The 26,697-nt window shown below is 65.8% G+C and carries 27 protein-coding genes; 16 read left to right on the top strand and 11 right to left on the bottom strand.

The window, feature by feature from the left end:
* Window positions 1-58 precede the first annotated feature (58 nt).
* A complete protein-coding gene (gene choX, locus C0V75_RS11470) occupies window positions 59-985 on the bottom strand; it encodes a choline ABC transporter substrate-binding protein (protein WP_101921069.1) in 927 nt (308 codons plus the stop codon).
* A gap of 94 nt (window positions 986-1,079) precedes the next feature.
* On the opposite strand from choX, the gene betI reads away from it, so the two are divergent.
* The 6 genes from betI to C0V75_RS11440 all read left to right on the top strand — a co-directional run bounded on the left by betI (window position 1,080) and on the right by C0V75_RS11440 (window position 6,869).
* Entirely contained in the window at window positions 1,080-1,664 is a 585-nt protein-coding gene (betI, locus tag C0V75_RS11465) for a transcriptional regulator BetI (protein ID WP_101921068.1), read from the top strand.
* The gene (betB, locus tag C0V75_RS11460; protein ID WP_101921067.1) at window positions 1,661-3,115 is read left to right on the top strand and encodes a betaine-aldehyde dehydrogenase; all 1,455 of its coding nucleotides are present in this window, start codon (window positions 1,661-1,663) and stop codon (window positions 3,113-3,115) included. The genes betI and betB overlap by 4 nt, the downstream gene beginning before the upstream one ends.
* Window positions 3,102-4,139 carry a threonine/serine dehydratase gene (locus tag C0V75_RS11455; protein WP_158241832.1) on the top strand — a complete coding sequence of 346 codons (1,038 nt, stop codon included), beginning with the start codon at window positions 3,102-3,104 and terminating at the stop codon, window positions 4,137-4,139. Before betB ends, C0V75_RS11455 begins: the two co-directional genes overlap by 14 nt.
* A 16-nt stretch (window positions 4,140-4,155) precedes the next feature.
* Window positions 4,156-5,814: a choline dehydrogenase gene (betA, locus tag C0V75_RS11450; protein ID WP_101921065.1), complete on the top strand. Its 1,659-nt coding sequence runs from the start codon at window positions 4,156-4,158 to the stop codon at window positions 5,812-5,814.
* Window positions 5,815-5,895: 81 nt separating this feature from the next.
* A complete protein-coding gene (locus C0V75_RS11445; protein WP_101921064.1) occupies window positions 5,896-6,558 on the top strand; it encodes a thermonuclease family protein in 663 nt (220 codons plus the stop codon).
* A gap of 74 nt (window positions 6,559-6,632) precedes the next feature.
* A complete protein-coding gene (locus C0V75_RS11440) occupies window positions 6,633-6,869 on the top strand; it encodes a YdcH family protein (protein ID WP_101921063.1) in 237 nt (78 codons plus the stop codon).
* Between the two features lie 47 nt (window positions 6,870-6,916).
* Here the strand turns inward: C0V75_RS11440 and C0V75_RS11435 are convergent, their stop codons facing one another.
* The 3 genes from C0V75_RS11435 to C0V75_RS11425 form a co-directional block, all read right to left on the bottom strand.
* Complete coding sequence (locus tag C0V75_RS11435) at window positions 6,917-8,314, bottom strand: short-chain fatty acyl-CoA regulator family protein (RefSeq protein WP_101921062.1); 1,398 nt, start codon at window positions 8,312-8,314, stop codon at window positions 6,917-6,919.
* 63 nt (window positions 8,315-8,377) lie between these two features.
* The gene (locus tag C0V75_RS11430; protein ID WP_101921061.1) at window positions 8,378-9,589 is read right to left on the bottom strand and encodes a multidrug effflux MFS transporter; all 1,212 of its coding nucleotides are present in this window, start codon (window positions 9,587-9,589) and stop codon (window positions 8,378-8,380) included.
* Window positions 9,590-9,670: 81 nt separating this feature from the next.
* Window positions 9,671-10,024, bottom strand: a complete 354-nt coding sequence (locus C0V75_RS11425) for a DMT family protein (protein ID WP_101921060.1) — start codon at window positions 10,022-10,024, stop codon at window positions 9,671-9,673.
* Window positions 10,025-10,320: 296 nt separating this feature from the next.
* Between C0V75_RS11425 and C0V75_RS11420 the strand changes: the two genes are divergently transcribed.
* The 6 genes from C0V75_RS11420 (at window position 10,321) to C0V75_RS11395 (ending at window position 15,870) form a co-directional block, all read left to right on the top strand.
* The gene (locus tag C0V75_RS11420) at window positions 10,321-11,853 is read left to right on the top strand and encodes an acyl-CoA carboxylase subunit beta (protein WP_101921059.1); all 1,533 of its coding nucleotides are present in this window, start codon (window positions 10,321-10,323) and stop codon (window positions 11,851-11,853) included.
* Window positions 11,854-11,863: 10 nt separating this feature from the next.
* Window positions 11,864-12,292: a DUF6497 family protein gene (locus C0V75_RS11415; RefSeq protein WP_254216443.1), complete on the top strand. Its 429-nt coding sequence runs from the start codon at window positions 11,864-11,866 to the stop codon at window positions 12,290-12,292.
* A gap of 214 nt (window positions 12,293-12,506) precedes the next feature.
* Window positions 12,507-12,644, top strand: coding sequence for a hypothetical protein (locus tag C0V75_RS11410; RefSeq protein WP_101921058.1), 138 nt, complete (start codon window positions 12,507-12,509; stop codon window positions 12,642-12,644).
* Between the two features lie 123 nt (window positions 12,645-12,767).
* The gene (locus C0V75_RS11405; protein WP_101921057.1) at window positions 12,768-13,184 is read left to right on the top strand and encodes a hypothetical protein; all 417 of its coding nucleotides are present in this window, start codon (window positions 12,768-12,770) and stop codon (window positions 13,182-13,184) included.
* 352 nt (window positions 13,185-13,536) lie between these two features.
* Window positions 13,537-13,749 carry a hypothetical protein gene (locus tag C0V75_RS11400; protein ID WP_101921056.1) on the top strand — a complete coding sequence of 71 codons (213 nt, stop codon included), beginning with the start codon at window positions 13,537-13,539 and terminating at the stop codon, window positions 13,747-13,749.
* A gap of 117 nt (window positions 13,750-13,866) precedes the next feature.
* The gene (locus C0V75_RS11395) at window positions 13,867-15,870 is read left to right on the top strand and encodes an acetyl/propionyl/methylcrotonyl-CoA carboxylase subunit alpha (RefSeq protein ID WP_101921055.1); all 2,004 of its coding nucleotides are present in this window, start codon (window positions 13,867-13,869) and stop codon (window positions 15,868-15,870) included.
* A gap of 69 nt (window positions 15,871-15,939) precedes the next feature.
* On the opposite strand, the gene C0V75_RS11390 is transcribed toward C0V75_RS11395, so the two are convergent.
* A complete protein-coding gene (locus tag C0V75_RS11390; protein ID WP_101921054.1) occupies window positions 15,940-16,389 on the bottom strand; it encodes a DUF4174 domain-containing protein in 450 nt (149 codons plus the stop codon).
* A 91-nt stretch (window positions 16,390-16,480) separates the two neighbouring features.
* On the opposite strand from C0V75_RS11390, the gene scpA reads away from it, so the two are divergent.
* Window positions 16,481-18,610: a methylmalonyl-CoA mutase gene (scpA, locus tag C0V75_RS11385; protein ID WP_101921053.1), complete on the top strand. Its 2,130-nt coding sequence runs from the start codon at window positions 16,481-16,483 to the stop codon at window positions 18,608-18,610.
* Here scpA and ptsP read toward each other — a convergent pair.
* The 3 genes from ptsP to C0V75_RS11370 form a co-directional block, all read right to left on the bottom strand.
* Window positions 18,607-20,856: a phosphoenolpyruvate--protein phosphotransferase gene (gene ptsP / locus C0V75_RS11380; protein WP_101921052.1), complete on the bottom strand. Its 2,250-nt coding sequence runs from the start codon at window positions 20,854-20,856 to the stop codon at window positions 18,607-18,609. The genes scpA and ptsP overlap by 4 nt on opposite strands.
* A gap of 160 nt (window positions 20,857-21,016) precedes the next feature.
* The gene (locus C0V75_RS24190; protein WP_216821444.1) at window positions 21,017-21,670 is read right to left on the bottom strand and encodes a glutathione S-transferase family protein; all 654 of its coding nucleotides are present in this window, start codon (window positions 21,668-21,670) and stop codon (window positions 21,017-21,019) included.
* Window positions 21,670-21,978, bottom strand: a complete 309-nt coding sequence (locus C0V75_RS11370; RefSeq protein WP_101921295.1) for a Rieske (2Fe-2S) protein — start codon at window positions 21,976-21,978, stop codon at window positions 21,670-21,672. The genes C0V75_RS24190 and C0V75_RS11370 overlap by 1 nt, the downstream gene beginning before the upstream one ends.
* Window positions 21,979-22,078: 100 nt before the next feature.
* On the opposite strand from C0V75_RS11370, the gene C0V75_RS11365 reads away from it, so the two are divergent.
* A complete protein-coding gene (locus tag C0V75_RS11365) occupies window positions 22,079-22,510 on the top strand; it encodes a MarR family winged helix-turn-helix transcriptional regulator (RefSeq protein WP_101921051.1) in 432 nt (143 codons plus the stop codon).
* On the opposite strand, the gene C0V75_RS11360 is transcribed toward C0V75_RS11365, so the two are convergent.
* The 3 genes from C0V75_RS11360 to C0V75_RS11350 form a co-directional block, all read right to left on the bottom strand.
* The gene (locus C0V75_RS11360) at window positions 22,507-23,766 is read right to left on the bottom strand and encodes an aspartate kinase (RefSeq protein WP_101921050.1); all 1,260 of its coding nucleotides are present in this window, start codon (window positions 23,764-23,766) and stop codon (window positions 22,507-22,509) included. The genes C0V75_RS11365 and C0V75_RS11360 overlap by 4 nt on opposite strands.
* A gap of 80 nt (window positions 23,767-23,846) precedes the next feature.
* Window positions 23,847-24,860, bottom strand: a complete 1,014-nt coding sequence (gene bmt / locus C0V75_RS11355; RefSeq protein WP_101921049.1) for a betaine--homocysteine S-methyltransferase — start codon at window positions 24,858-24,860, stop codon at window positions 23,847-23,849.
* Between the two features lie 186 nt (window positions 24,861-25,046).
* Window positions 25,047-25,361, bottom strand: coding sequence for a DUF1476 domain-containing protein (locus C0V75_RS11350; protein ID WP_101921294.1), 315 nt, complete (start codon window positions 25,359-25,361; stop codon window positions 25,047-25,049).
* Window positions 25,362-25,575: 214 nt separating this feature from the next.
* Between C0V75_RS11350 and C0V75_RS11345 the strand changes: the two genes are divergently transcribed.
* Window positions 25,576-26,343, top strand: coding sequence for a phosphoribosylaminoimidazolesuccinocarboxamide synthase (locus tag C0V75_RS11345; RefSeq protein WP_101921048.1), 768 nt, complete (start codon window positions 25,576-25,578; stop codon window positions 26,341-26,343).
* A gap of 82 nt (window positions 26,344-26,425) precedes the next feature.
* Window positions 26,426-26,665, top strand: a complete 240-nt coding sequence (gene purS, locus C0V75_RS11340) for a phosphoribosylformylglycinamidine synthase subunit PurS (protein ID WP_101921293.1) — start codon at window positions 26,426-26,428, stop codon at window positions 26,663-26,665.
* Window positions 26,666-26,697 lie beyond the last annotated feature (32 nt).

The following is a 26,697-nucleotide window of genomic DNA, read 5'->3' as shown; positions in this document are numbered from 1 at the left end:
TACTCCGCGGGGGTCCGGGGGCGCGAAGCCCCCGGTTGCCGCCGCGGAGCGGAACGGTTTACTGGAGCGCGGCCGTGACGGCAGCCTTGGCGTCGCCGCCATCCTTGGTGGTGACGCCGTCAAGCCAGGGTTCCCAGACCGTCGGGTTGGCCGCCAGCCAGGCCTTGGCGGCATCGCGCGGGTCGGCGCCGTCATTCAGGATGGCGCCCATGATCTCGTTCTCCATCGGCAGGGTGAAGACGAGGTTTTGCAACAGCTTGCCGGTGTTCGGGCATTCCGCGACATAGCCCTTGCGGGTGTTGGTATAGATGGTCGCGCCGCCGAAATCCGGCCCGAAGAGCGCATCGCCCCCGGTCAGGTAGGTCAGCTTGAAATTCGCGTTCATCGGATGGGGTTCCCAGGCGAGGAAGACGATGGGTTCGCCCGATTCCGTCTTGCTGGCGACTTCGGCGAGCATCCCCTGTTCCGAGGATTCGACCAGTTCGAAACCCTCCATCCCGAATTCGGGGGCGTTGATCGCCTCCAGCACCAGACGGTTGCCGTCATTGCCGGGTTCGATGCCATAGATCTGTGCGCCGAGCGCGTCCTTGTGATCCTTGATATTGGCGAAGTCCGAGATGCCCAGCGCCGCGCCGTGTTCATTGGTGGCCAGCGTGTATTTCGCGCCTTCCAGATTGGCGCGGACGGTTTCCACGGTGCCCGCGTCGCGATAGGGGGCGATGTCGGCCTCCATCGAGGGCATCCAGTTGCCCAGGAACACGTCGATATCGCCTTCCGCGAGGCCAGTATAGGTGACCGGCACCGACAGGACCTTGGTTTCCGTCTCGTATCCCAGCGCTTCGAGGATCAGCGTCGTGGCGGCGGTGGTGGCGGTGATGTCGGTCCAGCCCACATCCGAGAAGATCACGGTGTCGCAGCCCTCGGCAGCGACGGCACCAGCCATCGCGAGCGTCGCGACGCCGGCGAGGAGGGTGGATTTCAACATGGCAGTCTCCCTGTCGGTTTTTGTTGATTGACGAGTCAATAGACTTCACGCTTATTCGGTTTGGCAAGCATTTTCTCAGGACGCCGAACCGGACATGCCGAAGCTTGGAATGGAGCCTATCCGAAAGGCGGCGCTGGTCAAAGCAACGATCAGCGAGATCGGGCGTGTCGGCTCGCTGGATGTCACGGTCAGCCAGATCGCCAAGCGCGCGGGCATGTCGAGCGCCTTGGCGCATCACTATTTCGGATCGAAGGAAGAGATTTTCCTGGCCGCGATGCGCCATGTCCTGACGCTTTACGGGGCCGAGGTGCGGGGCGCGCTGGCGGTGGCGGAGGGGCCGGAGGCGCGGCTCAGGGCCATCCTTGCGGCGAGCTTCAGCGCCGGGAACTTCCGGCGCGAGGTGGTGGGGGCCTGGCTGAATTTCTACGTGCTGGCGCAGACGGTGCCAGAGGCGAAGCGGCTGCTGGCGATCTATCAGGGGCGGCTGCGGTCCAATCTTCTGGCCTGTCTGCGGCCGCTTGCCGGGGGGCGGGCCTCCGAGATCGCGGAAGGGCTGGGGGCGCTGATCGACGGGCTTTACCTGCGCGAGGTGCTGAAATCCGGGCCGCCCGATGCGGGCGCGGCGGTGCAGACGGCGCTGGATTATCTGAACGTGCAACTGAAGGGAAAGACCGCATGATCGCGCAACCCAAGGCCAGCCATTTCGTCGATGGCGCCTATCTGGAGGACAAGGCGGGCGCGCCGGTCGAGGTGGTCTATCCCGCCACGGGCGAGGTGATCGCGGTCGTCCATGAGGCGACGGCGGCGGTGGTGGAGGCGGCGCTGGCCTCGGCCCGCCGGGCGCAGGGCGCATGGGCGGCGATGAAACCGGTGGAGCGGGCGCGCATCCTGCGCCGCGCGGCCGAGATCATCCGCGACCGGGGCGATGACCTGGCGCGGCTGGAAACGCTGGATACCGGCAAGCCGATTCAGGAGACGCTGGTCGCGGATTGGCCGAGCGGGGCGGACAGTCTGGAATGGTTCGCGGGGCTTGCGCCGACGGTGACGGGCGAGACGATCCCGCTGGGGCGCGACTTTGTTTATACCATCCGGGAACCGCTGGGGGTTTGCGTGGGCATCGGGGCCTGGAACTATCCCAGCCAGATCGCCTGCTGGAAGGCGGCGCCGGCGCTGTCGCTCGGCAATGCGATGGTGTTCAAGCCGTCGGAGGTGACGCCGCTTGGTGCGCTGAAACTGGCGGAAATCTTCGTCGAGGCGGGGCTTCCGCCGGGGCTGTTCAACGTGGTGCAGGGGCGCGGCGCGGTGGGGGCGGCGCTGGTGACCGATCCGCGCGTGGCCAAGGTATCGCTGACCGGGTCGGTGCCGACGGGGCGGCGGGTCTATGCCGCGGCGGCGGATGGCGTGCGGCATGTGACGATGGAACTGGGCGGCAAGTCGCCCCTGATCGTCTTTGACGATGCCTCGGTCGAGGATGCGGTGGGGGCGGCCATGCTGGGGAATTTCTATTCCACCGGGCAGGTCTGTTCCAACGGCACGCGGGTCTTTGTCCAGAAGGGGATCAAGGCGCGTTTCCTTGAGCGGCTGGCCGCGCGGACAGCCGGGATCACCCTGGGCGATCCGCTGGACCCTGCCACGCAGATGGGGCCGCTGGTCAGTGCGGCGCAAATGGAAAAGGTGCTGGGCTATATCGCCACGGCCAAGGCGGAAGGCGCGCGGCTGGTCTGCGGTGGCGACCGGGCGGCGCTGAACACGGGGTTCTTCGTGCAGCCCACGGTCTTTGCCGATGTGACCGACGCCATGAAGCTGGCGCGGGAAGAGGTGTTCGGCCCGGTGATGGCGGTGCTGGATTTCGAGACGGAGGAGGAGGTCGTCGCGCGGGCCAATGACACCGAATTCGGTCTGGCGGCAGGGGTGTTCACGGCGGACCTGACGCGGGCGCATCGGGTGATTGCGCGGCTGGAGGCGGGAACCTGCTGGATCAACGCCTATAACCTGACGCCGGTGGAAGGGCCGTTCGGCGGGTCCAAGATGTCGGGTGTCGGGCGCGAGAACGGGCGCGCGGCGGTGGAGCATTATACGCAGGTGAAATCGGTCTATGTGGGCATGGGGCCGGTGGATGCCCCATACTGACCTGCCCTCTCTGCGCCCCGGCGATTTGCCGTCGCCGGACCGGATCGCCGCCGCCCTGCGGGGGGTGCGCAATGTCGTGCGCGAGACGCCTTTGCTTGAATCGCCGGTGCTGGCGCAGGAGTCCGGCGCGGCGCGGCTTTTCGTGAAGGCGGAGGGGTTGCAGCGGACCGGGTCCTTCAAGCTGCGCGGGGCGCTGTGGCGGCTGATGCAACTGGATGATGCGGCGCGGGCGCGGGGCGTGGTGGCCTTTTCATCGGGCAATTTCGCGCAAGGCCTGGCGGCGGCGGGGCGCGAACTTTCAGTCCCGGTGACCATCGTGATGCCGGTGGATGCGCCTGCCAGCAAGCGGCGCGCGACCGAGGCGCTGGGGGCGGAGGTGGTGCTGTCGCATCATGGCGACGCCCCGCGCGAGGTGGTGGCGGCGGCGCTGGCGCGGGACCTGGCGGAGGCGCGGGGTCTGACGCTGCTGCATCCTTTCGACGATGCGGATGTTGTGGCGGGGCAAGGGACCACGGCGCTGGAGGCGCTGGCCCAGATGGCCGAGGCTGGGGCGATGCCCGAGGTGGTGGCCAGCCCCGTGGGCGGCGGCGGCCTGATGGGCGGGGTGTCGCTCGCGGTGCGGGCGGCGCATCCCGATGTGGCGATCTGGGGCGTGGAGCCGGAGGGGCATGACGGCATGGGCCGGTCCCTGCGGGCGGGAGCGAGGGTCGCGGCGCCGGGCGGCCCCACGCTCTGCGATGCCTTGCAGGCGCCGATGCCGGGGGTTGCCACGCTGGCGGCCTGTCAGGCGGGCGGTGTTCAGGGCGTGTCGGTCGGGGATGGGCCGGTGGTGCGCGCGATGGCGCGCGCCTTCGAGGAGTTGAAGCTGGTGCTGGAACCGTCGGGGGCGGTGGCGCTGGCGGCTGTGCTGGCGGGCGTGGTGCCGGTGGCGGGGAAGGTGGTGCTGGTCATCGCCTCGGGCGGGAACATCGCCTTTGACCGCTTTGCCGAATGCCTTGCGCGGGCGGCACGGATGCAGGGCTAAGGGAAGGGCCGGGGACATGCAGGCGGATTTCGTGATCATCGGGGCGGGGTCGGCCGGGTCGGCCATGGCCTATCGTCTGGGCGAGGCCGGGGCGCGGGTGATCGTGATCGAACATGGCGGCACGGATGCGGGGCCGTTCATCCAGATGCCCGCCGCCCTGTCCTATCCGATGAACATGGCGATGTATGACTGGGGCTTTCATACCGAGCCAGAGCCGCATCTGGGCGGGCGCGTGCTGGCCACGCCGCGCGGCAAGGTGATCGGCGGGTCGTCAAGCATCAACGGGATGGTCTATGTGCGCGGCCATGCGCGGGATTTCGACACCTGGGCCGAACTGGGGGCGCAGGGCTGGGCCTATGCCGATGTGCTGCCCTATTTCCAGCGGATGGAAAACTGGCACGGGCAGGGCGATGGCGGCGATCCGGCCTGGCGGGGCGCAAACGGCCCGCTGCATGTGACGCGGGGGCCGCGCGAGAATCCCTTGTTCGAGGCCTTCATCCGGTCGGGCGAACAGGCGGGCTATCCGGTGACGCGCGATTACAACGGGCAGCAGCAGGAAGGCTTTGGCCCGATGGAGGCGACGATCTTCAACGGGCAACGCTGGTCTGCCGCCAATGCCTATCTGAAACCCGCGATGAAGAAGGGGAATGTGGAGGTTGTCCGCGCCCTGGCCCGCCGCGTGGTGATCGAGAACGGCAAGGCGACAGGGGTAGAGGTGGAGCGCGGCGGAAGGATCGAGGTGATCGCCGCGCGCTATGAGGTGGTCGTGTCGGCCTCGTCCATCAACACGCCGAAGATCCTGATGCTGTCGGGCATCGGTCCGGCGGCGCATCTGCGGGAGCATGGGGTCGAGGTGGTGGCGGATCGGCCCGGGGTGGGGGCGAACCTCCAGGATCATCTGGAGCTTTACCTGCAATTCGCGTCGAAGAAGCCCATCACGCTTTACAAATACTGGAACCTCTGGGGCAAGGCGGTGATCGGGGCGCAGTGGCTGTTTACCCGCAAGGGGCTGGGCGCGTCGAACCAGTTCGAGGCCTGCGCCTTCATCCGGTCGAAGCCCGGGGTGGAGTATCCGGATATCCAGTATCACTTCCTGCCCATCGCCGTGCGCTATGACGGCAAGGCCAGTGCCGAAGGGCATGGCTTCCAGGCGCATGTGGGACCGATGCGGTCGAAGTCGCGCGGGGCGGTCACGCTGCGCTCGGGCGATCCCCGCGTCGCGCCGAGGATCCAGTTCAACTACATGTCCCACCCCGACGACTGGGAGGATTTCCGCACCTGCATCCGCCTCACGCGCGAGATCTTCGCCCAGCCCGCGATGGCGGAATTCGTGAAGCACGAGATCCAGCCCGGCGCGGGCGTGCAGACGGATGCGCAGCTTGACGAGTTCATCCGCGAGCATGTGGAAAGCGCCTATCACCCCTGCGGCACGGCCCGGATGGGGCGGCGCGACGATCCGATGGCCGTGGTCGATCCGGAATGCCGGGTGATCGGGGTGGAGGGGCTGCGCGTGGCCGACAGTTCCATCTTTCCGCAGGTGACCAACGGCAATCTGAATGCGCCCTCGATCATGGTGGGGGAAAAGGCTGCCGACCACCTGCTGGGCCGCGCGCCGCTGTCGCGCTCCAATCAGGAACCCTGGATCAACCCGAACTGGCGCACGGCGCAGCGGTGATGTTCGCGCTTTGTGCTTAACCAATTAAGGAAGTGTTAATGTTAACCTTGATTTCGCCGCTTTCGCGGGGGACATCGGGGTATGGCATTAACGTTTCGTTCCCTTCTCGTTCTGGTGGCGCTGATGCTGCCGCTTGCGGCGCCGGCGATGGAGTTGACGGGCCGCGCCCGTGCCGTGGATGGCGACACGCTGGAGGTGGCAGGGCAGAAGGTCCGGCTTTTCGGGATCGACGCGCCGGAACTTGATCAGCACTGCGACCAGTCGGGGCGACGCTGGGCCTGTGGTCAGGCGGCGCGCGACAGGCTGGCCGAGATTGTCGGGCGCCAGCGTCTGGCCTGCGCGGTGCAGGACATTGACCGCTATGGCCGCAACGTGGCCACCTGCACAGCCGGGGGCGAGGATGTCGCGGCGCTGATGGTGCGCGAGGGCATGGCCATCGCCTATCGCCGCTATTCGGGCCGCTATGTGAATGCCGAGGCGGCGGCGCGGTCCGAGGGGCTGGGGCTCTGGACCTCGACCTATGTGCAGCCGGAACAGTACCGGGCCGAGGGGCGGGGCGTCGATCCGATCCCTGCGGACAAATGCGTGATCAAGGGCAATATCGGGCGCAGCGGCAAGCGCATCTATCACCTGCCGGGGCAGGCGGATTACGAGGCGACACGCATCAATGAACGGGCCGGAGAGGCCTGGTTCTGCACCGAGGCCGAGGCGCGGGCGGCAGGCTTTCGCCGCGCGGCGCGCTGAACTTGACCAAGGTCAAGGCGGGCTTGCCGCAACCTTCCTAAGGTCGGGACGAAACGACGCGAAGGAGAAGACCCATGTCGAATACCCCCCATGACCTTTACGAGGATTTCCCCGAAAAGGTGCAGGCGATCCATGCGCTTAAGGCGAAGGATGCCCATTTCGCGCGGTTGGTGGACGAATATCACGCCGTGAACCGTGCCGTGCATCGGGCCGAGACGCGGCTGGACGTGTTGTCGTCGGAACATGAGTCGGAGTTGCGCCGGACCAGGATGAAACTGAAGGACGACATTTCGCGGATGCTGGCCGTCTGACAGCCGGGATGGCCCGGAGCAGGCCCCGGCGCGATCCGGGGCCTGTGTCATTCCGCGATCTCGTAGGGCAGCAGGCCGCGACGATCCGGGTCCACCTTCAGGCGGCGTTCCAGCGGCGGGACAGACCGTTGATGGCAGGCGGGGCGTTCGCAGATGCGGCAGGAGATGCCGATCGGTTCGAAATGGCCCTTGAGGTCCAGCCCATCGGCATAAACGAGTTGCGCCGCATGCTGCACCTCGCAGCCCAGACCGATGGCATAGCGCTTGACCGGGGCGAGGAAGGCCCCGCCGGGTTTCGACACGTCGCGCGCAAGGCAGAGATAGCGCACGCCATCCGGGGTTTCGGCAAGCTGGCGCAGGAACTGGCCCGGCGTTTCAAAGGCGCGATGGACGTTCCACAGGGGACAGGCCCCGCCGAAACGGGCGAATTGCAGGCGTGTGGCGGAGTGGCGCTTGGTGATCGTGCCGGCCTGATCGACGCGGACGAAGAAGAAGGGGATGCCCTTCGCGCCCGGCCTTTGCAGGGTGGAAAGCCGGTGCGCCACCTGTTCGATGGAAGCGCCGAAAAGATCGGCCAGCCGTTCCAGATCGTGCCGTGTTTCCAGCGCCGCCGCCTGAAAGGCGCGATAGGGCAGGAGGGCCGCCCCGGCAAAGTAATTGGCCAGCCCGATCTTGGCGATATCCCGCGCCTCGGGCGTAGCGAAACGGGCAAGGTCGAGCGTTGCCTCGATCAGGTCGTTCTGGGTGAGAAGCGCCACCTGGAGCAGCAACTGGAAGCGCTGGGTCGGGGCGGCGGTGCGGTTGGACAGGGTCAGCCGCTTGCTTGCCGGATCGTAGCGGCGGGTTTCGGTCTGGTCGGTGAAGGCCAGCGTGATGCCGCGCTTTTCCAGCGCGGCGGCGGCGCTGCGCGCAATGTCGGACAGCACGCCTCCGGGGGCTGCGAAATGTTCGGCTGCCCGGTCCACGGCGTCGATGTAATTGTCGCAATAGTGAAAGAAATCGCGCACCTCTTCCCAGGGCGAGGGGCGCAGGGCGGCGTCTTCGCGCCCCAGCGCCTCGTCCAGCGAGGCGAGGCGTTCATGGCTTTGCCGATAGGCGCGGTGCAGGTCGAGGAAGGCGCGGGCCAGTGCGGGGGCATTGGAGGCGGCAAGGCGCAGATCGGCGAGCGGCGGGGCGGCCTGCGCGAAAACGGGATCGGCCAGCGCCTCGCGCATGTCCGAGACAAGCCGTTCGGATTCCCCAACTGTCAGTTCGGTCACGTCCAGCCCGAATTCCTGCGCCAGGGCCAGCACCACGGCGGCCGAGACGGGGCGGTGGTTGTTTTCCATCTGGTTCAGATAGGGCAGGGACACGCCCAGCTTGTCGGCAAAGGATTTCTGGGTCAGCGACAGGCGGGCGCGGATTTCGCGCAGCTTGGCCCCGGCATAGAGTTTCTGGGTGGGCATGGCGGCCTCCGTTTGCAAAGCGGGTTATCCGCTTTGCAAAAGGGGTGCGTCAAGAGGGAGGCCTCAGGCCGAAAGGCCGAGGGCCCTGGCCCGCCGGATCACCGCGAGGATCGAGAACAGCGCACAGACCGAAGAGGCCAGCATCAAGAGGACCAGCGGCATCTCGGTCGCGCCTTCGGTCAGCAGCGCCCCGGCCAGTGCCGCCAGCGCCGCGCCGCCGCCGATCTGGATCGCCCCGCCAAGGCCCGAGGCGGTGCCTGCAAGCTCGGGCTTGATCGACAGCATCCCGGCATTGGCATTCGGCAGGGTCATCCCGTTGCCAAGGCCAAGGGCGAGGGTGAAGCCGAAGAAGACATAGGGGGAATGCACGCCCGCCAGCGTGACCAGCGTCAGCGCGCCAAGGCCCGCGATGCAGACCAGCGTCCCCCAGAGCACCATGCGGTTCATGCCCACGCGCACGGAGAAACGGCCGGCGACAAAGTTGCCGGCTGCATAGCCGACGGCGGTGATGGCGAAGAGCAGGCCCACCTCGGAGGAAGACAGGCCGAAGACCACGTTGCCGACATAGGGCGCACCGCCCAGATAGGCGAAGAAGGAGCCCGAGGTGAAACTCGCGCAGCCGACATAGCCCCAGAAACGGCGCGAGGTCAGCAGGCCCGGATAGGTGCGGATCTGCTGCATCAGGCTGATGCGGCGCGGCGTTGCGGTTTCTCCCAGATCGACCCAGACCAGCGCCAGCGTGGCGGTGCCAAGGATCAGCAGCAGCGCGAAATTCGCTTGCCAGCCGAACTGTTCGTCCAGCACCCCGCCGATGACCGGGCCGATCATTGGCACGATCGACATGCCCATGGTGACATAGCCGATCATGCTGGCCGCCTGCGCATCCGGCACCATGTCGCGCACCACGGCGCGGGACAGCACCATGCCGGCCGCGATGACCGCCTGCGCCATGCGGAAGGCAAGGAAGGTGGCGGCATCGGGGGCGATCAGCGTTCCGACGGTGGCGATCAGGAAAAGGACCAGCGACACGAGCAGCACCTTGCGGCGCCCGAACCGATCGGACACGGGGCCGATGACGATCTGCAACACGGCGGAAAGCGCGAGGTAGAGCGCGACCGAAAGCTGCATGAGGGCATAGGGCGCATCGAACCATGCCGCCATGCCGGGCAGCGACGGCAGGAAGATGTTCATCGTCAGCGCGGACAGCCCCGCCAGCATGATGAGCGTGGCAATATGGGGGGGCGTGCGGCGGTCAAGAAAGCGGGAGCCGGTCATGATGGGTCAGCGCTACGCCGGACCGGCAGGGAAGTCCATGGCGGGGATGCACAGGGGACTGTGCGGTGGGGGCTGTGCAGCTCACGCCCATTTGTGGAAGATGAAGAAGGCCCCCAGCGCGATGAAACCGAAACCCAGCGCATGGTTCCATCCCAGCGGTTCCTTCAGATAGAGGACGGAGAAGACGGCAAAGACCGACAGGGTGATGACCTCCTGTATCGTCTTGAGTTCGGCGGCCGAGAAATGGCCATGCCCGATGCGGTTGGCGGGCACTTGCAGCGCATATTCCGGCAGGGCGATGAGCCAGCTCGCAAGGATCACCAGTACGAGCGAGGCGGATTTGTATTTCAGATGCCCGTACCAGGCGAAGGTCATGAAGATGTTCGAGGCCAGCAGAAGGCCGATGGTGACGACGGGGACGGGAAGTTGCGACATGATGGCCTCGCTGGGTCTGGCTTCGTCTCGGGCGGCGCGCAGAGGGGGCGACCCCGGGAGGGCCGACGGCCCCCCGGACCCATCCGTGGATGTTTCCGGACAGAAAATGAAGGGCTTGGGTAGGGGCGGGCGCTGCGCCGGGCGGTTCTAGCGCGCCGCTGTGGCGAAGGCGAGTGATTTGCAGTATCGCAATTTGCGGTATGTGATCTGCCAATAATTTGCAAATATGCCAGACTCCCTTTGGACAGCCCCGCCCGCCCCGCTATGTTCCCGCGAAATTCGGGGGGAGAGCGCCGATGAAGGATATCCTGCAAGAACTGGAAGACCGCCGTGCCGTGGCCCGTGCCGGGGGCGGTGCGCGCCGGGTCGAGGCGCAGCATGCCAAGGGCAAGCTGACGGCGCGGGAGCGGATCGACCTGCTGCTGGACGAGGGCAGCTTCGAGGAATTCGACATGTTCGTGCAGCACCGCTGCACCGATTTCGGGATGGAAGAGACGAAGCATCCCGGCGACGGCGTGGTCACCGGCTGGGGCACGATCAACGGCCGCATGGTCTATGTCTTTTCGCAGGATTTCACCGTGCTGGGCGGTTCGGTGTCGGAAACCCATGCCGCGAAGATCTGCAAGATCATGGATATGGCCATCCAGAACGGCGCGCCGGTCATCGGGATGAACGACTCGGGCGGGGCGCGGATTCAGGAGGGCGTGTCCTCGCTCGCCGCCTATGGCGAGGTGTTCCAGCGCAATATCATGGCCTCGGGCGTGGTGCCGCAGATCAGCCTCATCATGGGGCCTTGCGCCGGGGGGGCGGTCTATTCCCCGGCGATGACCGACTTCATCTTCATGGTGAAGGATTCCTCCTACATGTTCGTCACCGGTCCTGACGTGGTGAAGACCGTGACGAATGAGCATGTGACGGCCGAGGAACTGGGCGGGGCCACGACCCATACCAAGAAATCCTCGGTGGCGGACGGGGCCTATGAGAATGACGTGGAACTGATCGCCGAAACCCGGCGGCTGTTCGACTTCCTGCCACTGAACAACCGCGAGAAGGCGCCGGTGCGGCCCTTCTTCGACGATCCGGCGCGGGTGGAGATGAGCCTTGATACGCTGGTGCCGGACAATCCGAACCAGCCCTATGACATGAAGGAACTGATCCTGAAGATCGCCGACGAGGGCGATTTCTTCGAGATCCAGAAGGAATTCGCGGGCAATATCATCACCGGTTTCGTGCGGCTGGAAGGCCAGACGGTGGGCGTGGTGGCGAACCAGCCGATGGTTCTGGCGGGTTGCCTCGATATCGACGCCAGCCGCAAGGCCGCGCGTTTCGTGCGCTTCTGCGATGCTTTCGAGATCCCGATCCTGACGCTGGTCGATGTGCCGGGCTTCCTGCCGGGGACGGGGCAGGAATATGCCGGCGTCATCAAGCATGGCGCGAAGCTGCTGTTTGCCTATGGCGAGGCGACGGTGCCGAAGGTCACGGTTCTGACGCGCAAGACCTATGGCGGGGCCTATGTCGTGATGTCGTCCAAGCATCTGCGGGGCGATTTCAACTATGCCTGGCCCACCGCCGAGGTGGCCGTGATGGGCGCGAAGGGCGCGGTGGAAATCCTTTACCGCAGCGAATTGTCCGACAAGGAAAAGATCGCCGCGCGGGTGAAGGATTACGAGGACCGCTTTGCCAATCCCTTTGTTGCCGCCGAGAAGGGCTTCATCGACGAGGTGATCATGCCCCATTCCACCCGCCGCCGTGTTGCCCGCGCCTTTGCCAGCCTGCGCAACAAGCGGCAGGAAACGCCCTGGAAGAAGCACAACAACATCCCGCTCTGAAGGCCCGAAGATGCGCCGCCCCGTCCTGATCCTGCCTTTTGCCGCGCTGCTTGCGCTGCCGGTCCCCGCGCAAGAGGGGCCGCAGGTGGTTGATGGCGCGGGCGAGGTGGTCGTGCTGCCCTCCGGGCATGAGGCGGTGCTTCAGGACGTCATCTGGAACGTGCCGGGGCCCGAGGGGATGGCGCTGCGCTTCCGCTTTGTCACCCCGGCCATCGCGCCCGGTGGCGGGCTGGAATTCGAGGCGGCGAGCGAGGCGATGCAGTATCTCTGCGACAGCTATGCCCTGCCGCGGGTGGCGGAGTTCGGCCCTGCCCCCGCGCAGATCGTCATCTCGCTTTCCGATGTCGCGGTCCCCTTCGGCGAGGCAGCCCCCGAGGCGGTGCAATACTTCGAATCCTACCGGATCGAGGACGGCGCCTGTCAGTGGGAGATGTTCTGATGTCCGCCTATGCCATGGCCAAGCCTCTTGCCGCCGCGCCCTTGCGTGATGTAGCAGTGCCACAGGCCGACAACTTGGCTTCGCTTGCGTGTCCTTTCCCGGTTTTTTCCGCTAAGGTGCCCTCAGGCCGAACCCAAGCGGCCTATGCCTCGCATCGAGGGCGGGATGGCGGCTTGTCGTCAGACCCGACCCTCCAAGAAAATAGGAGTAGAGGATGTCGAAGAGCACGAAGACCCTGCTGGCCCTTTGCATGGTCGCCTTTGTCGCGGCTTGCGCCGCCAAGGAAGAAGAAGTCGTTTACGTGGAAGAACCGGTTTCGACCGAACCCACCTACACCGGCAAATACAAGTAATGAATCTGGGCGGGCCTGCGGGGCGGATGCGCCCCGGCCCGCCCTTATTCTGTCTGCCGTCCGGTTTGACGCCGGGCGTCTGATCGGCCATGACGCGCCCCTTGGCATCGACAGGGGCAGACCATGCTGAAACATCGCGGCTTTCCGGGCCGCCTTCCCGGCACAGATTTCCAGTTCACCATCCGCCGCGCCAACAAGAAGGATGGCGCGACCAAGATCGTCCGGCGCGAGCGGTTCAAGGACCGCAAGCATGCCGACCGGATGGCCGATCAGGGCTTCATGGCGGCGCTTTGGGCGCAGTTCGGGGAAGAGCCCTTTGAACGGGGCAATCTGGATGCGGGGCGGCTGAGCTGGCTCTTCGGGCGCGAGGTGGTGCCGGCCGAAGACCCGTTCGACCCCTGTTCCTATGACGCGCTGCTCAGGATCGACCGCAAGCGCGCCGAAGCGAGCTTTCCCGAAATCTTCGCCGCCGATGCCCCCGATTTCGGCTTTGATGACGATGATTTTACCGGGGATTTCGACGACGAGGACGAGAGGTAGGCATGCATTCGCCGATCGTTCCGCGCATCTGGCAGGGTTTCGCACAGCCGTCACAGAGGGCGGCGATGATCGTTGTCACGGCAGGATCGTTCGGTCAGGCTTTCCCCCATGCGGGGTCCCGGTCCCTTGGCCCCCGCCTCTGCCCTTGCAGAGACTGCCGTGACTGTACCCCTTCCGCCTTTACCCGGCCTTCGCCCCTGCGGGGCAGGCCGGGCCTTTTCCCGGCGCGGCCCGATGCGCGCACAACCGCCGATGCGGTGGAGGGGAGGCTGGAAGCTGACGCTTTCCTCTTTCATGATATGTGGCATGCGGTAGAACATGCCGCAACGACAACCCAGAGAGGCATCGAGCCATGCATAAGTATCTTGTCATTCTCGCCCTTGCGACCACCACCCTTTCGGGCTGCATGTCCACCCCGACCGAGCGCGGCCTTGGCGGCGCCGTCGCCGGGGCGGCCATTGCTGACGCAATGGATGAAAACATGGTCGCGGGCGCGGCCCTTGGCGCGCTTGCCGGTGCCGCATCCTGCGGTCTGCCGGGGCTGCCGCCCTGCCGCCGCTACTGATCTGACGGCCGCCATCGGGCGGCCTGACACGCATCGCAACGGGCCATCGGGGCAGCACGCCCCGGTGGCCCTTGTCATTTCCGCGCCCCGGCCCGGGCGCGGTGGAAGGGGAGAGAGATGTTCAAGAAGATCCTGATCGCCAACCGGGGCGAGATTGCCTGCCGCGTCATCAAGACCGCGCGGAAGATGGGCATCCAGACGGTTGCCGTCTATTCCGATGCCGACCGCAATGCGCTGCACGTCAAGATGGCGGATGAGGCGGTGCATATCGGGCCGCCGCCGGCGAACCAGTCCTATATCGTGATCGACAAGATCATGGAGGCGATCCGCGCCACGGGGGCCGAAGCCGTGCATCCCGGTTACGGTTTCTTGTCCGAGCGGATGGATTTCGCGGCGGCGCTGGAAAAGGAGGGCGTCGTCTTCATCGGCCCGCCCAGCCCGGCGATCGAGGCGATGGGGGACAAGATCACCTCGAAGAAACTGGCGCAGGAGGCGGGGGTTTCGACCGTGCCGGGCTATATGGGCCTGATCGCCGACAGCGAGGAGGCGGTGAGAATATCCCGCCAGATCGGCTATCCGGTGATGATCAAGGCATCGGCGGGCGGCGGTGGCAAGGGGATGCGCATCGCCTGGAACGATCAGGAGGCGGCAGAGGGGTTCCAGTCGTCCAAGAACGAGGCGGCGGCGAGCTTTGGCGATGACCGCATCTTCATCGAGAAATTCGTGACCCAGCCTCGGCATATCGAGATTCAGGTGCTGGCCGACAAGCATGGCAACTATGTCTATCTGCACGAACGGGAATGTTCGATCCAGCGCCGGAACCAGAAGGTGATCGAAGAGGCGCCGTCGCCCTTCCTGGACGAGGCGACGCGCAAGGCGATGGGCGAACAGGCCTGCGCCCTGGCCCGTGCGGTGGGCTATACCAGCGCCGGCACGGTGGAATTCATCGTGGATGGCAACCGCAACTTCTATTTCCTTGAGATGAACACCCGGTTGCAGGTGGAACATCCCGTCACCGAACTGATCACCGGCGTCGATCTGGTGGAACAGATGATCCGCGTGGCGGCGGGCGAGCCGCTGCCTTTCCGGCAATCCGACCTTAAGATCAACGGCTGGGCGATGGAAAGCCGCCTCTACGCCGAAGACCCGTATCGGAACTTCCTGCCCTCCATCGGCCGTCTGACGCGCTATCGTCCCCCGGTCGAGGGCAAGACGGCGCGCGGCGGGATCGTGCGCAACGATACCGGCGTCTATGAGGGCGGCGAGATTTCGATGTATTACGACCCGATGATCGCCAAGCTCTGCACCTGGGGCGAAACCCGCGCGGCGGCGATCGAGGAGATGCGGCTGGCGCTGGACACGTTCGAGGTGGAGGGGATCGGGCATAACCTGCCCTTCTGTTCGGCGGTGATGGACCATCCGCGTTTCACCAGCGGGAACATCACCACGGCCTTCATCGCCGAGGAATATCCCGAAGGCTTCAACGGGGTGGCGCTGGATGCGGCCATGCTGCGCCGCGTGGCGGCGGCGGCGGCGGCGATGAACCGGGTGGCGGAAATCCGGCGCACGCGGATTTCCGGCACGATGGACAACCATCAGCGCCGGGTGGGCGATGACTGGGTGGTCAGCCTTCAGGGCGAAAGCTTCCCCGTGACTATCGCCGCCGACAAGGCCGGATCGACCGTCACCTTTGCCGAGGGCATCGCGCATCGGGTGGAAAGCGACTGGACGCCGGGCCAGCAACTGGCCCGCCTGACAGTGGACGGCGCGCCGCTGGTGCTGAAAGTGGGCAAGGTGCCGATGGGCTTTCGCCTGCGGGTGCGCGGCGCGGATCTGAAATGCTTCGTGCGCAGCCCGCGCCAGCATCAGCTTTCGCTGCTGATGCCCGAAAAGCTGCCCCCCGACACGTCGAAATTCCTGCTCTGCCCGATGCCGGGGCTGGTGGTGAAGATCAACGTGGCCGAGGGCGACGAGGTGCAGGAGGGGCAGGCGCTGGCGACGGTGGAGGCCATGAAGATGGAGAACATCCTGAAGGCCGAACGGCGGGGGGTGGTGAAGAAGATCGCCGCATCCGCCGGGGCAAGCTTGAAGGTGGATGACGTGATCATGGAATTCGAGTGAGCGATGCCCTTCTGCGCCCGCCAATCGTCAGGACCGCCCGCCCGTCCGGGGGGCGATAGGGCAGGGGGGTCATCCCCCCATGCCCAGTCCGGCGCCCTGCTGGATTTCCTGCCGGCGCAGCGGGAACTTGTCGATGGCGTTCGAAATCTCGCGCACCTCCCAGGGCAGGGGTTTGCGGATGACGGGCTTCAGGTCCTTGTCCATCAGGACGAGGGAAAAGCCGCGCGGACGCAGTTTCTGGCGCCATTCGCTGCGCGCCTCGGGATCGGTGTCCACCACCACGATCACATCGCGGCTTTCCAGCGCCTTGGGATCGCGGGCCAGAAGTTCCATCTGCCGGATGAAATTCGGGTCGTTGGGGCTGTCGGCAAAGACGGCGATGGGCCGCTTGACATAAAGCAGGTCGCCCAGAACGACATCGGCCGCCTGATTGGGAAGGAAACCGCCCGCCTCCTGCGCGGCGGCCATCGAAGACAGCGGCAGCACGGCCGCGAGAAGCAAGGATCGAAGCGTTTTCATGCGGTTCCCCTTTGCCCCCAATATAGGGCAGGGGCCTGAAAACCCAAGGGATATGCCGGGTGCCCACACTGGCGTGATGGAAGGAAGAAAGATGTCGGAAGACCTGTCCAGATGGCGCGCGCTGGCCGCCAAGGAACTCAAGGGCGCGGACCCTGACAGCCTGACCTGGAACACGCTGGAAGGGATCGCGGTCAAGCCGCTTTACACCGCTGCCGATGTGGCGGGGCTGCCCCAGATGGGTGAATTGCCGGGGCTGGCGCCCTTCACGCGGGGGGTGCGGGCCACGATGTATGCGGGCCGCCCCTGGACCATCCGGCAATATGCGGGGTTTTCCACCGCCGAGGAATCGAACAACTTCTACCGCAAGGCGCTGGCCGCCGGGCAGCAGGGGGTATCGGTCGCCTTCGACCTGGCCACCCATCGCGGCTATGACAGCGACCATCCCCGCGTGCTGGGCGATGTGGGCAAGGCGGGCGTGGCCATCGACAGCGTCGAGGACATGAAGATCCTTTTCGACGGCATCCCGCTGGAGAAGGTCAGCGTGTCGATGACGATGAATGGCGCGGTGATCCCGATCCTCGCGAATTTCATCGTGACCGGGGAGGAGCAGGGGGTTTCGCGCGCCGATCTGTCAGGGACCATCCAGAACGACATCCTGAAGGAGTTCATGGTCCGCAACACCTATATCTACCCGCCCGAACCTTCGATGCGGATCATCGCGGACATCATCGAATTCACCGCGAAGGAGATGCCGAAGTTCAATTCCATCTCCATCTCCGGCTATCACATGCAGGAGGCGGGGGCGAACCTCGTGCAGGAACTGGCCTTCACGCTGGCCGACGGGCGGGAATATGTCCGCGCCGCGCTGGCGCGGGGGATGGATGTGGATGACTTCGCGGGGCGGCTGTCCTTCTTCTTCGCCATCGGGATGAACTTCTTCATGGAGGCGGCCAAGCTGCGCGCGGCGCGGATGCTCTGGCACCGGATCATGGAAGGGTTTGGGGCGAAGAAGGCGTCATCCCTGATGCTGCGGACGCATTGCCAGACGAGCGGTGTCTCCTTGCAGGAGCAGGACCCCTACAACAACGTCATCCGCACGGCCTATGAGGCGATGGCGGCGGTGCTGGGCGGGACGCAATCGCTGCACACCAACGCGCTGGACGAGGCGATTGCCCTGCCGACGGAGTTTTCGGCGCGGATCGCGCGGAACACCCAGTTGATCCTTCAGGAAGAGACGGGGGTGACCAAGGTCGTCGATCCGCTGGCAGGATCCTACTATGTCGAGGCACTGACCGCGCAGCTTGCCGACGAGGCGTGGAAGCTGATGGAAGAGGTCGAGGCGATGGGCGGCATGACCAAGGCCGTCGCGACGGGGATGCCCAAGCTCAGGATCGAGGAAAGCGCCGCAAGGCGGCAGGCGATGATCGACCGGGGGGAAGAGGTCATCGTCGGGGTGAACAAGTATCGCAAGGACAAGGAAGAACCCATCGACATCCTCGACATCGACAATATGGCGGTGCGCGAGGCGCAGATTGCCCGACTGACGGCGACCCGCGCCGCGCGGGACGAGGCCCGCGCGCAGGCGGCGCTGGCCGAGCTGACCCGGCGCGCAAGCGAGGGTGGCAATCTTCTGGAAGCAGCGGTGGAGGCGGCCCGCGCAAGGGCCACGGTCGGGGAGATTTCGGACGCGATGGAAAAGGTGTTCGGGCGGCACAGGGCCGAGGTGAAGACGCTGGCCGGGGTCTATGGGTCGGCCTATGAGGGCGACGAAGGCTTTGCCCGCATCCAGAAGGACGTGGAAGCCTTTGCCGAGGCCGAGGGGCGGCGTCCCCGGATGCTGGTCGTCAAGATGGGGCAGGATGGCCATGACCGGGGCGCGAAGGTCATCGCCACGGCCTTTGCCGATATCGGCTTTGACGTGGATGTCGGCCCTCTGTTCCAGACGCCGGAAGAGGCGGCGCAGGATGCCATCGACAATGACGTGCATGTGGTGGGGATTTCCAGCCAGGCCGCGGGGCACAAGACGCTTGCGCCGAAACTGGTGCAGGCGCTGAAGGATGCGGGGGCCGAAGACATCCTCGTCATCTGCGGGGGCGTGATCCCGCAGCAGGATTACCAGTTCCTCTATGACAACGGAGTCAAGGCGATCTTCGGGCCCGGAACCAATATCCCCGAGGCGGCGCGGCGCATCCTCGACCTGATCCGCTCGACCCGCGACTAGGGCTGTTCGGGCTGATCCGCCAGCCAGGCCATCAGGGCGGGGCGGACGGTTTCCGCCCCCTCGGCGATGGCGCGGTCGATCACGGCCCGCGCCTCGCCCAGATCCACCCGCCGCAGAAGCGCCTTGACCGGCCCGATGGAGGCCGGCCGCATCGACAGCGCCCGCAGCCCCAGCGCGGCGAAGGCCAGCGCCTCGATCGGCCGCCCGGCATCCTCGCCGCAGAAGGACAGGGGGGTGCCGGTCTCGGCGCAGCGGGCGATGATCTGCGACAGGAAGTTCAGGAAGGACACGTTCAGCGTGTCATAGCGCCGCCGCACCCGTTCATTCTCGCGGTCGGCGGCGAAGAAGAACTGCTTCAGATCGTTGCCGCCGATGGAAACGAAATCCGTCAGTTCGAAGAAGGCGCGCGGCGCATAGGCGAGGCTCGGGGTTTCCAGCATTGCCCCGATCTCCACCCGTGCGGGGATCGTGTGGCCAAGCGCCTTTTCCCGCTCCAGCTCGTGCAGGACCTGCGCGCGGGCGGTGGTGAATTCCGACAGTTCCGTGATGAAGGGGAACATCACCGTCAGCGGGCGCCCTTTCGACGCCCGGATCAGTGCCTGCAACTGCATCCGCAGCACGCCGGGCTTGTCCAGCCCCACGCGGATCGCGCGCCAGCCCATCGCGGGGTTGGGCTCATCCTGCGGCTTCATATAGGGCAGCACCTTGTCCGACCCGATATCGAGCGTGCGGAAGGCCACCCGCTTGCCCTTCGCGGCATCCATCACGCGGGCATAAAGGGCGGCCAGTTCCGCCCGCTGGGGCATCTTGTTGCGGACGAGGAATTGCAACTCGGTGCGGAACAGCCCCACGCCCTCGGCGCCCGATCCTTCGAGGCTGGGCAGATCGGCCATCAGGCCCGCATTCATCATCAGCGCGGTGACCGTCCCGCATTTCGACTGCGCCGAAAGGCCGCGCAGGCTGGCATAGCGCTGCTGCGCCGCCGCCTGCATGGCGATCTTGTCGCGGAAGGCGCGGGCGACCGTTTCCTCGGGGCGCAGATGGACGATGCCCTGATCGCCATCGACAAGGATGGGATCGCCGTTCAGCGCCTCGGTCACGATGCGGTCGGCATGGATGACAAGGGGGATGGCCAGCGCGCGGGCCACGATGGCGGCATGGCTGCCGACGGAGCCTTCCTCCAGCACCACACCCTTCAGCTTGCGCCCGTAATCGAGCAGTTCGGCAGGCCCGATGTTGCGCGCCACGAGGATCGGGTTCTCGGGCATGGTCGCGCCGGTGTCGGTGCCCTGTCCCGTCAGGATGCGCAGAAGGCGGTTCGACAGGTCATCCAGATCGTGCAGCCTTTCGCGCAGATAGGCGTCGGGCACCTGTTCCAGGCGGGCGCGGGTGGCGGATTGCTCTTTCTCTACCGCCGCCTCGGCCGACAGGCCGCGGGCGATGTCATCTTCCATGCGCTTCAGCCAGCCGCGCGAATTGGCGAACATGCGATAGGCTTCGAGCACCGCCTTCTGATCCTTGTCGAGGCTTTCCGCCGACAGAAGGTCATCCACCGATACGCGCAGCTTGCCCACGGCGGCGCGGATGCGCTCGATCTCGGTCAGCGGATCGTCGGCCACGGGGTTCGTGACGACGACGCGCGGTTCGTGCAGCCAGACGCGCCCCTCGGCCGCGCCCTCCTGCCCGGTGCCGCCCCGGATCATCACCGATTGCTTGTGCAGCGCCCGCATGCCGTCGCTGTCGCTGGCAAAGACGCCCAGTTCCGTCATCTCGGCCAGAACCATGGCCACCACTTCGAGGGCATAGACCTCGTCTTCCGAAAACTCCCGTGCCGTCCGCGACTGGACGACCAGCACGCCGAGCTTTTCCCCGACCCGCTGGATCGGCACGCCAAGGAAGGAGGAATAGAGCTCCTCCCCCGTTTCCGGCATGTAGCGAAAGCCCTTTTCCTGTGGTGCATTGGCGGTGTTCACCGGCAGGCCGCTGCGCGCGACGCGGCCCACGAGGCCTTCGCCCAGCTTCATCCGCGTCTTGTGGACGGCCTCGGCCTTCAGCCCTTCGGTGGCGCAAAGTTCCAGCGTGTCGGTGTCGCGGAAGAGATAGATGGAACAGACCTCGGTCCCCATCGAATCCGCGATCAGATGGGTGATGCGGTCGAGCCTGTCCTGCCCGCCCCCGGTGGTGGCGAGCGTGTCGCGCAACCGGCGCAGCAGCTTGCGGCTTTCGCTTTCGGTCCGTTCCGGCATGGTTGTTCTTGTCCCTGTTGCCGTCTTTAGACCACAGGACCGGGGCTTGCGGAACCCCCTGTCAACCTGCGGACAGAGCCTGCGACGCGGAATCCCGTCCCTGCGGGGACGGGACCGAACGCTTCGGGAATACGTGCGGATTTCCCCGCACAAACCGGCTTCACGCGATCCGTGTCGCCATGACCCCCTCCTGCCGCTTGATGAAGGCGCGCAGGCGGTCGGCGTAGTCCGTCCCCACAGCGCCCCTGACGGAGGGTCGTGCGGCCAACCTTGCGCGCCAGCCCGCCAGTTCGGGAGGGATCAGGTGCAGGTCTGCCGCCACTTCAAACGTGTCGAAATAGCGGAAGGCAGGGGCGAAGACGGCGTCGACCAGTGAGAAGCTGTCGCCGCCGAACCAGGTGCGATGCCCCAATGCCTCGGCCAAACGGGCAAGGCGGGTGCGGATAGTGGCACAGGTGGCGTCGAAGGTTGCGGCATTCTTCGTGGTCTCCAGCGTCCAGAGATCACCCAGCAGGGCCGATCCCTGATCCATCCACGCCCTGTGCCGGGCGCGGGTGACGGGGTCCTCGGGATGCAGGCGCGGTCCGTGGGTTTCGTCGAGGTATTCGATGATGGCCGCGCTTTCGAACAGCACCTCCTCACCCACCTTCAGAAGCGGCACGCGACCCGTGGGCGACAGGCGCAGGAACCAGTCGGGTTTTGCCGCAAGGTCGATGTCGATCCGGTCGAAGGGGATGCCCTTTTCCGCCAGCACGATCACCGCGCGTTGCACATAGGGGCAGAGGTCGAAGGAGACGAGCGTCAGCTTTTCCATCAGTCCCGCCCCCAGACATAGACCAGCGCATCGTCGATCACGCGGGTGGGCAGGCGCATCAGGCGGCTGCCTGCGGGGGCGGGTCCATCCAGCCGCGCGCCGTCTTCCATCGAGAAGGTCGCGCCATGCCATGGGCAGATGAATTTCCCGTCGCGGCACTCCAGCGGGCCACCGATATGGGTGCAGGCATTGGCGACGGCCCGGGGTTCGCCGCCCGCGCGGAAGACATGCACTTCGCGCCCGAAGAAGGGGATAAGGATGCTGCCGGTTTCGGGAATGTCGGCAAGTTTGGCAAGTTCGTGTTGCATGGGGCTTGTTCCGATTCTGGATGTAGGTGCATCTATATGGATGCACTTGCATCTAGATGTCAATGTTGATGCAGTTGCATCTTTCTGCTAGGCAGGCTGCATGACCGAAGAACCGACAGAGGATGCCGTCACGGCCTGGGCGCGCCTGATCCGGGCGCAGCGCGTGGTGCTGGGCGCGGTGGAGGCCGAGTTGAAGGCGGCGGGTCTGCCGCCGCTTGGATGGTATGACGTGCTTTTGGAGTTGGAGCGGGCGGGCGAACCCCTGCGCCCGTTGGAGCTTGAGGGGCGGCTTCTGCTGGCGCAGCACAACGTGTCGCGCCTGCTGGACCGGATGGAAGGGGCGGGGCTGATCGCACGCGCGCCTTTTGCGGGGGACGGGCGCGGGCAGGTTATCAGCGTGACGGATGCGGGGCGTGCGATGCGGGGTCGGATGTGGGCGGTCTATGGCCCGGCGATCCAGCGCCATCTTGGTGCGCCGCTGGGGGATGAGGCAGGGCCGCTGGCGGCCCTGCTGTCGCGGCTGCTGCCTTAAGCCTTTTCCAGCTCGAAGGCGTCATGCAGGGCCTGCACGGCCAGTTCCATGTATTTCCGGTCGATCAGGACGGAAATCTTGATCTCGGAGGTGGAGATGACCTTGATGTTGATCCCTTCGGCCGCCAGAGCGTTGAACATCTTCGCCGCAACGCCGGCATGCGAGCGCATCCCGATGCCCACCACCGATACCTTGGCCACATCGGTATCGACGATCAGCTCGTCATAGCCGATCAGGCCCGCGGCCTTGGCATCCTCCATCGCCTTGCGGGCGCGGTCCACCTGATTGATCGGGCAGGAAAAGGTCATGTCCGTGACGGCGCCGGGATGGGCGTCGTCATAGTCCTTTTCGCTGATGTTCTGCACGATCATGTCCACGTTCACGCCCGCATCGGCCAGCGGGCCGAAGATGGCCGAGGCGACGCCGGGGCGATCCTCGATGGTGAAGAGGGTGATCTTGGCCTCCTCGCGCGAGAAGGCGACGCCAGAGACGACTTTCGATTCCATGATTTCCTCCTCGTCGCACACAAGGGTGCCGGACGTTTCATCGGTATCCTCGAAGGACGACAGCACGCGCAGCCGCACCTTGTAGCGCATGGCAAGTTCGACCGAGCGGGTTTGCAGGACCTTCGCGCCCAGCGAGGCCAGTTCCAGCATCTCTTCGAAGGCGATCTTGTCCAGCTTGCGCGCCTTGGACGACACGCGCGGGTCGGTGGTATAGACGCCGTCCACATCGGTATAGATGTCGCAGCGCTCCGCCCCGAAGGCGGCGGCAAAGGCGACGGCGGTGGTGTCGGAACCGCCCCGGCCCAGCGTGGTGATGCGGCCTTCGGGGCTGACGCCCTGGAAGCCCGCCACGACCGCGACCTTGAACCCTTCGGCGAATTTCGCGTCGATATTGGCGCGGGGGATATCCACGAAGCGGGCCGAGCCATGCTGTGCCGTGGTCTGGATCGGCACTTGCCAGCCCTGCCAGCTCCGCGCGGGAATGCCCATCTCCTGCAACCGCAGCGCCATCAGCCCGGCGGTCACGTTCTCGCCGCTGGCGACGACGGCATCGTATTCGCGGGCGTCATAAAGCTTGGACGTGCCTTCGACGTAACCCACAAGCTTGTTGGTTTCGCCCGACATGGCGCTGACGATGACGATCACGTCATAGCCGCGCTCGACCTCTTTCCGCACCTTCTTCGCGGCATTCTCGATGCGCGCGAGATCGGCCACCGAGGTGCCCCCGAATTTCATCACGAGAAGCGGCATGCATCCCCCCCGCAAGGCCCGAATTCCGCGCGCTTCTTAGGGCGGGGCGGGGCGGGGTGCAAGGGCGCTATTGGGCCGGGTCAGCCCCGGCGGCCACGACGTTCGCGGCGGGGTGCGCCCGCATCATCGCCCGTCCCGTCCGAGGCAGAGGAGAAGCCGCCCAGCTTTTCGCTGATCGTCTCCAGCGTCGGGCGCGGCCCCTTGGGGCGGCTTTCCAGCGCGGCGCGCATGGCGCGCAGATGTTCGGGCATGGTGCCGCAGCAGCCGCCGATGATCCGCACCCCGGCATCGCGGGCCAGCACGGCATATTCGGCCATCAGGTCCGGCGTGCCGTCATAATGGATATGGCCATCGTGATACTTCGGAATCCCGGCATTGCCCTTGGCGATGATCGGGCGTTCCGTTCCGGTGGAGGCAAAGCCCAGCACCGTGCGCATCAGGTCGGACGCGCCCACCCCGCAATTCGCGCCAAAGGCGATGGGCGGATTGGGCAGCTTTTCCACCAGATCGGCCAGCGCCGAAGAGGTGACGCCCATCATCGTCCGCCCCGCAGTGTCAAAGCTCATGGTCCCGCACCAGGGCAGACCGGCCAGCTTTGCCGCCTCGGCCGCCGCGCGATATTCCTCGGGGGCGGAGATCGTCTCGATCCAGAGGACATCGACCCCGCCCTCCTTCATGCCTTCCATCTGTTCATGGAAGATCTCTACCGCGTCCTTGTGGGTCAGGCTTCCCATCGGTTCGAAAATCTCGCCCGTCGGGCCGACCGATCCGGCCACCACCACCTTGCGCCCCGAGGCATCGGCGATCTCGCGCCCCAGTGCCACGCCGACGCGGTTGAGTTCCCGCACCCGCCCCTGCGCATTGTGTAGCTTCAGCCGCGCCGCGTTGCCGCCGAAAGTGTTGGTCAGGAAGATGTCCGACCCCGCCTCCACCGCGCCGCGATAGAGTTTGCGGATATTGTCGGGTTCATCGACATTCCAGAGTTCGGGCGGTTCGCCCGAAGACAGGCCCATGTTGAACAGGTTCGTCCCCGTCGCGCCATCGGCCATCAGCCAGTCGCGGGTGGAGAGAAGCTCGGTCAGCGCATCGGCCATGGGGCACCTTTTCCTGGGGGTCTCGTCTTCCGTCTGCCATGCGCTGGGCCATGAGGCAATTCGATATTCCGCATGATGATCTTGAGCCATGGGCCAAGATTCGGGCAGGGGCATGGAAAAGGCACCCCGCAGGGTGCCTTTCAGCGCGCAGGCTGGGCAATTCTGCCCAGCCTGCGTCAGAGTTCGTCAGAGTTCGTCCATCAGCTGCTTCTTCGCGACCGGCAGAAGTTCGGCCATCTTGGCGCGGACGTCATCGGCGCTGGCCTTGCCCGCCAGATCGCCCGCGACCTTGCGGACAACATCCTCGATCCCGGCCTCTTCGAAATCGGCGCTGACCACGCTCATCGCGTATTCTGCCGCCGCGTCGCCGGTCTTTCCCAGCAGGCCCGCGGCCCAGAGACCCACCAGCTTGTTGCGGCGCGCCTCGGCGCGGAACTGCATGTCGGCATCATGGGCGAACTTGGCCTCGAAGGCATGTTCACGATCGTCGAAGGTGGTCATCTGCGGCCCCTTGCTGCGGTTTCGGCTTGCCTCTTCATATGCCCCCAGCCCGCGCCCGCCGCAAGGGGAGGGCGCAGCCATGGGCAGAAGCCGCCGCATCCGTCCTGGCAAGGGGTCTGCCGCCTTGCGGGACGGGTTCGCTTGGACTATAGCCGCAGCAAGCAGGCGGGGAACCCTCGGGGTTGCCCCGCCTTGTGCATTGACCGGAGCATTCATGGCACGTCGCAAGAAGGTTTACGAGGGCAAGGCGAAGATCCTGTATGAAGGGCCGGAGCCGGGCACTCTGATCCAGTATTTCAAGGATGACAGCGCCCCGACGCCAGCCACCCCCGCCCCCGCGGCGGTGGAAGGGAAGGGTGTGCTCAACAACCGTCTGTCGGAATTCTTCATGACCGGGCTCAATGCCATCGGCGTGCCCACCCATTTCATCCGCCGCCTCAACATGCGCGAACAACTGGTCCGGATGGCCGAGATCATCCCGCTGGAGGTGGTGGTGCGCAACTTCGCCGCGGGCGAACTCTCCAGCCGCCTTGGCATCCCCGAAGGCACCCCGCTGCCGCGGCCGATCGTGGAATACTATTACAAGGACGAAAGGCTCGGCACGCCCATGGTCAGCGAAGAGCATATCTTCGCCTTCAACTGGGCCAGCCAGCAGGACCTGGATGATATCGTGGCGCTGGCGCTGCGGGTGAACGACTTCCTGTCGGGCGTGATGATGGGCGTGGGCATCCGGCTGGCGGATTTCCGCATCGAGGTGGGCCGCATCTGGGATGGCGATTACATGCGCCTGATCGTGGCCGACGAGATCAGCCCCGACAGCTGCCGTCTCTGGGACCTGCGCGGCGCGGCGGAATCGATGGAACGCGAGGGCGTGACGCGCGATCCCGGCCCGCTGCCGGATGTCTATACCGAACTGGCACGGCGGCTGGGCGTGCTGCCCTCCAACGTCACCCACCCGACGAAGCCCACGCTGATCAACTGAGGCGATCGCCGGACAGACGCCTTGCCCCGGCAGGGGCAGGGCGCTATGGCAGGGCGAAGCGAACCTTGGCCGGGGAATGAAGATGAAAGCGCGCGTCACCGTCATGCTGAAGAACGGCGTTCTCGATCCGCAGGGCGAGGCCGTGCGCCACGCGCTGGGCACGCTCGGCTTTGCCGGCGTGGAGGGCGTGCGTCAGGGCAAGGTGATCGAGCTTGATCTGGCGGAGACGGATCGCGCGAAGGCTGAGGCCGAGGTCAAGGCGATGTGCGAAAAGCTTCTCGCCAATACGGTCATCGAAAGCTATCGGGTCGAAATTCTCTGACCCTGCGGCCTGCTTGCGACGGCGGCGCGTCG

Source organism: Tabrizicola sp. TH137 (genome assembly GCF_002855575.1).
Classification (GTDB): Bacteria; Pseudomonadota; Alphaproteobacteria; order Rhodobacterales; family Rhodobacteraceae; genus Paragemmobacter.
Note: the sequence above shows the minus strand (reverse complement) of the source record. Positions and strands in the feature narration are given on the sequence as shown.

What these genes read in the sequence shown, in the direction of transcription:
- choX (WP_101921069.1), bottom strand. Translation starts at nt 985, where the DNA reads ATGTTGAAATCCACCCTCCTCGCCGGCGTCGCGACGCTCGCGATGGCT.
- betI (WP_101921068.1), top strand. Translation starts at nt 1,080, where the DNA reads ATGCCGAAGCTTGGAATGGAGCCTATCCGAAAGGCGGCGCTGGTCAAA.
- betB (WP_101921067.1), top strand. Translation starts at nt 1,661, where the DNA reads ATGATCGCGCAACCCAAGGCCAGCCATTTCGTCGATGGCGCCTATCTG.
- C0V75_RS11455 (WP_158241832.1), top strand. Translation starts at nt 3,102, where the DNA reads ATGCCCCATACTGACCTGCCCTCTCTGCGCCCCGGCGATTTGCCGTCG.
- betA (WP_101921065.1), top strand. Translation starts at nt 4,156, where the DNA reads ATGCAGGCGGATTTCGTGATCATCGGGGCGGGGTCGGCCGGGTCGGCC.
- C0V75_RS11445 (WP_101921064.1), top strand. Translation starts at nt 5,896, where the DNA reads ATGGCATTAACGTTTCGTTCCCTTCTCGTTCTGGTGGCGCTGATGCTG.
- C0V75_RS11440 (WP_101921063.1), top strand. Translation starts at nt 6,633, where the DNA reads ATGTCGAATACCCCCCATGACCTTTACGAGGATTTCCCCGAAAAGGTG.
- C0V75_RS11435 (WP_101921062.1), bottom strand. Translation starts at nt 8,314, where the DNA reads ATGCCCACCCAGAAACTCTATGCCGGGGCCAAGCTGCGCGAAATCCGC.
- C0V75_RS11430 (WP_101921061.1), bottom strand. Translation starts at nt 9,589, where the DNA reads ATGACCGGCTCCCGCTTTCTTGACCGCCGCACGCCCCCCCATATTGCC.
- C0V75_RS11425 (WP_101921060.1), bottom strand. Translation starts at nt 10,024, where the DNA reads ATGTCGCAACTTCCCGTCCCCGTCGTCACCATCGGCCTTCTGCTGGCC.
- C0V75_RS11420 (WP_101921059.1), top strand. Translation starts at nt 10,321, where the DNA reads ATGAAGGATATCCTGCAAGAACTGGAAGACCGCCGTGCCGTGGCCCGT.
- C0V75_RS11415 (WP_254216443.1), top strand. Translation starts at nt 11,864, where the DNA reads ATGCGCCGCCCCGTCCTGATCCTGCCTTTTGCCGCGCTGCTTGCGCTG.
- C0V75_RS11410 (WP_101921058.1), top strand. Translation starts at nt 12,507, where the DNA reads ATGTCGAAGAGCACGAAGACCCTGCTGGCCCTTTGCATGGTCGCCTTT.
- C0V75_RS11405 (WP_101921057.1), top strand. Translation starts at nt 12,768, where the DNA reads ATGCTGAAACATCGCGGCTTTCCGGGCCGCCTTCCCGGCACAGATTTC.
- C0V75_RS11400 (WP_101921056.1), top strand. Translation starts at nt 13,537, where the DNA reads ATGCATAAGTATCTTGTCATTCTCGCCCTTGCGACCACCACCCTTTCG.
- C0V75_RS11395 (WP_101921055.1), top strand. Translation starts at nt 13,867, where the DNA reads ATGTTCAAGAAGATCCTGATCGCCAACCGGGGCGAGATTGCCTGCCGC.
- C0V75_RS11390 (WP_101921054.1), bottom strand. Translation starts at nt 16,389, where the DNA reads ATGAAAACGCTTCGATCCTTGCTTCTCGCGGCCGTGCTGCCGCTGTCT.
- scpA (WP_101921053.1), top strand. Translation starts at nt 16,481, where the DNA reads ATGTCGGAAGACCTGTCCAGATGGCGCGCGCTGGCCGCCAAGGAACTC.
- ptsP (WP_101921052.1), bottom strand. Translation starts at nt 20,856, where the DNA reads ATGCCGGAACGGACCGAAAGCGAAAGCCGCAAGCTGCTGCGCCGGTTG.
- C0V75_RS24190 (WP_216821444.1), bottom strand. Translation starts at nt 21,670, where the DNA reads ATGGAAAAGCTGACGCTCGTCTCCTTCGACCTCTGCCCCTATGTGCAA.
- C0V75_RS11370 (WP_101921295.1), bottom strand. Translation starts at nt 21,978, where the DNA reads ATGCAACACGAACTTGCCAAACTTGCCGACATTCCCGAAACCGGCAGC.
- C0V75_RS11365 (WP_101921051.1), top strand. Translation starts at nt 22,079, where the DNA reads ATGACCGAAGAACCGACAGAGGATGCCGTCACGGCCTGGGCGCGCCTG.
- C0V75_RS11360 (WP_101921050.1), bottom strand. Translation starts at nt 23,766, where the DNA reads ATGCCGCTTCTCGTGATGAAATTCGGGGGCACCTCGGTGGCCGATCTC.
- bmt (WP_101921049.1), bottom strand. Translation starts at nt 24,860, where the DNA reads ATGGCCGATGCGCTGACCGAGCTTCTCTCCACCCGCGACTGGCTGATG.
- C0V75_RS11350 (WP_101921294.1), bottom strand. Translation starts at nt 25,361, where the DNA reads ATGACCACCTTCGACGATCGTGAACATGCCTTCGAGGCCAAGTTCGCC.
- C0V75_RS11345 (WP_101921048.1), top strand. Translation starts at nt 25,576, where the DNA reads ATGGCACGTCGCAAGAAGGTTTACGAGGGCAAGGCGAAGATCCTGTAT.
- purS (WP_101921293.1), top strand. Translation starts at nt 26,426, where the DNA reads ATGAAAGCGCGCGTCACCGTCATGCTGAAGAACGGCGTTCTCGATCCG.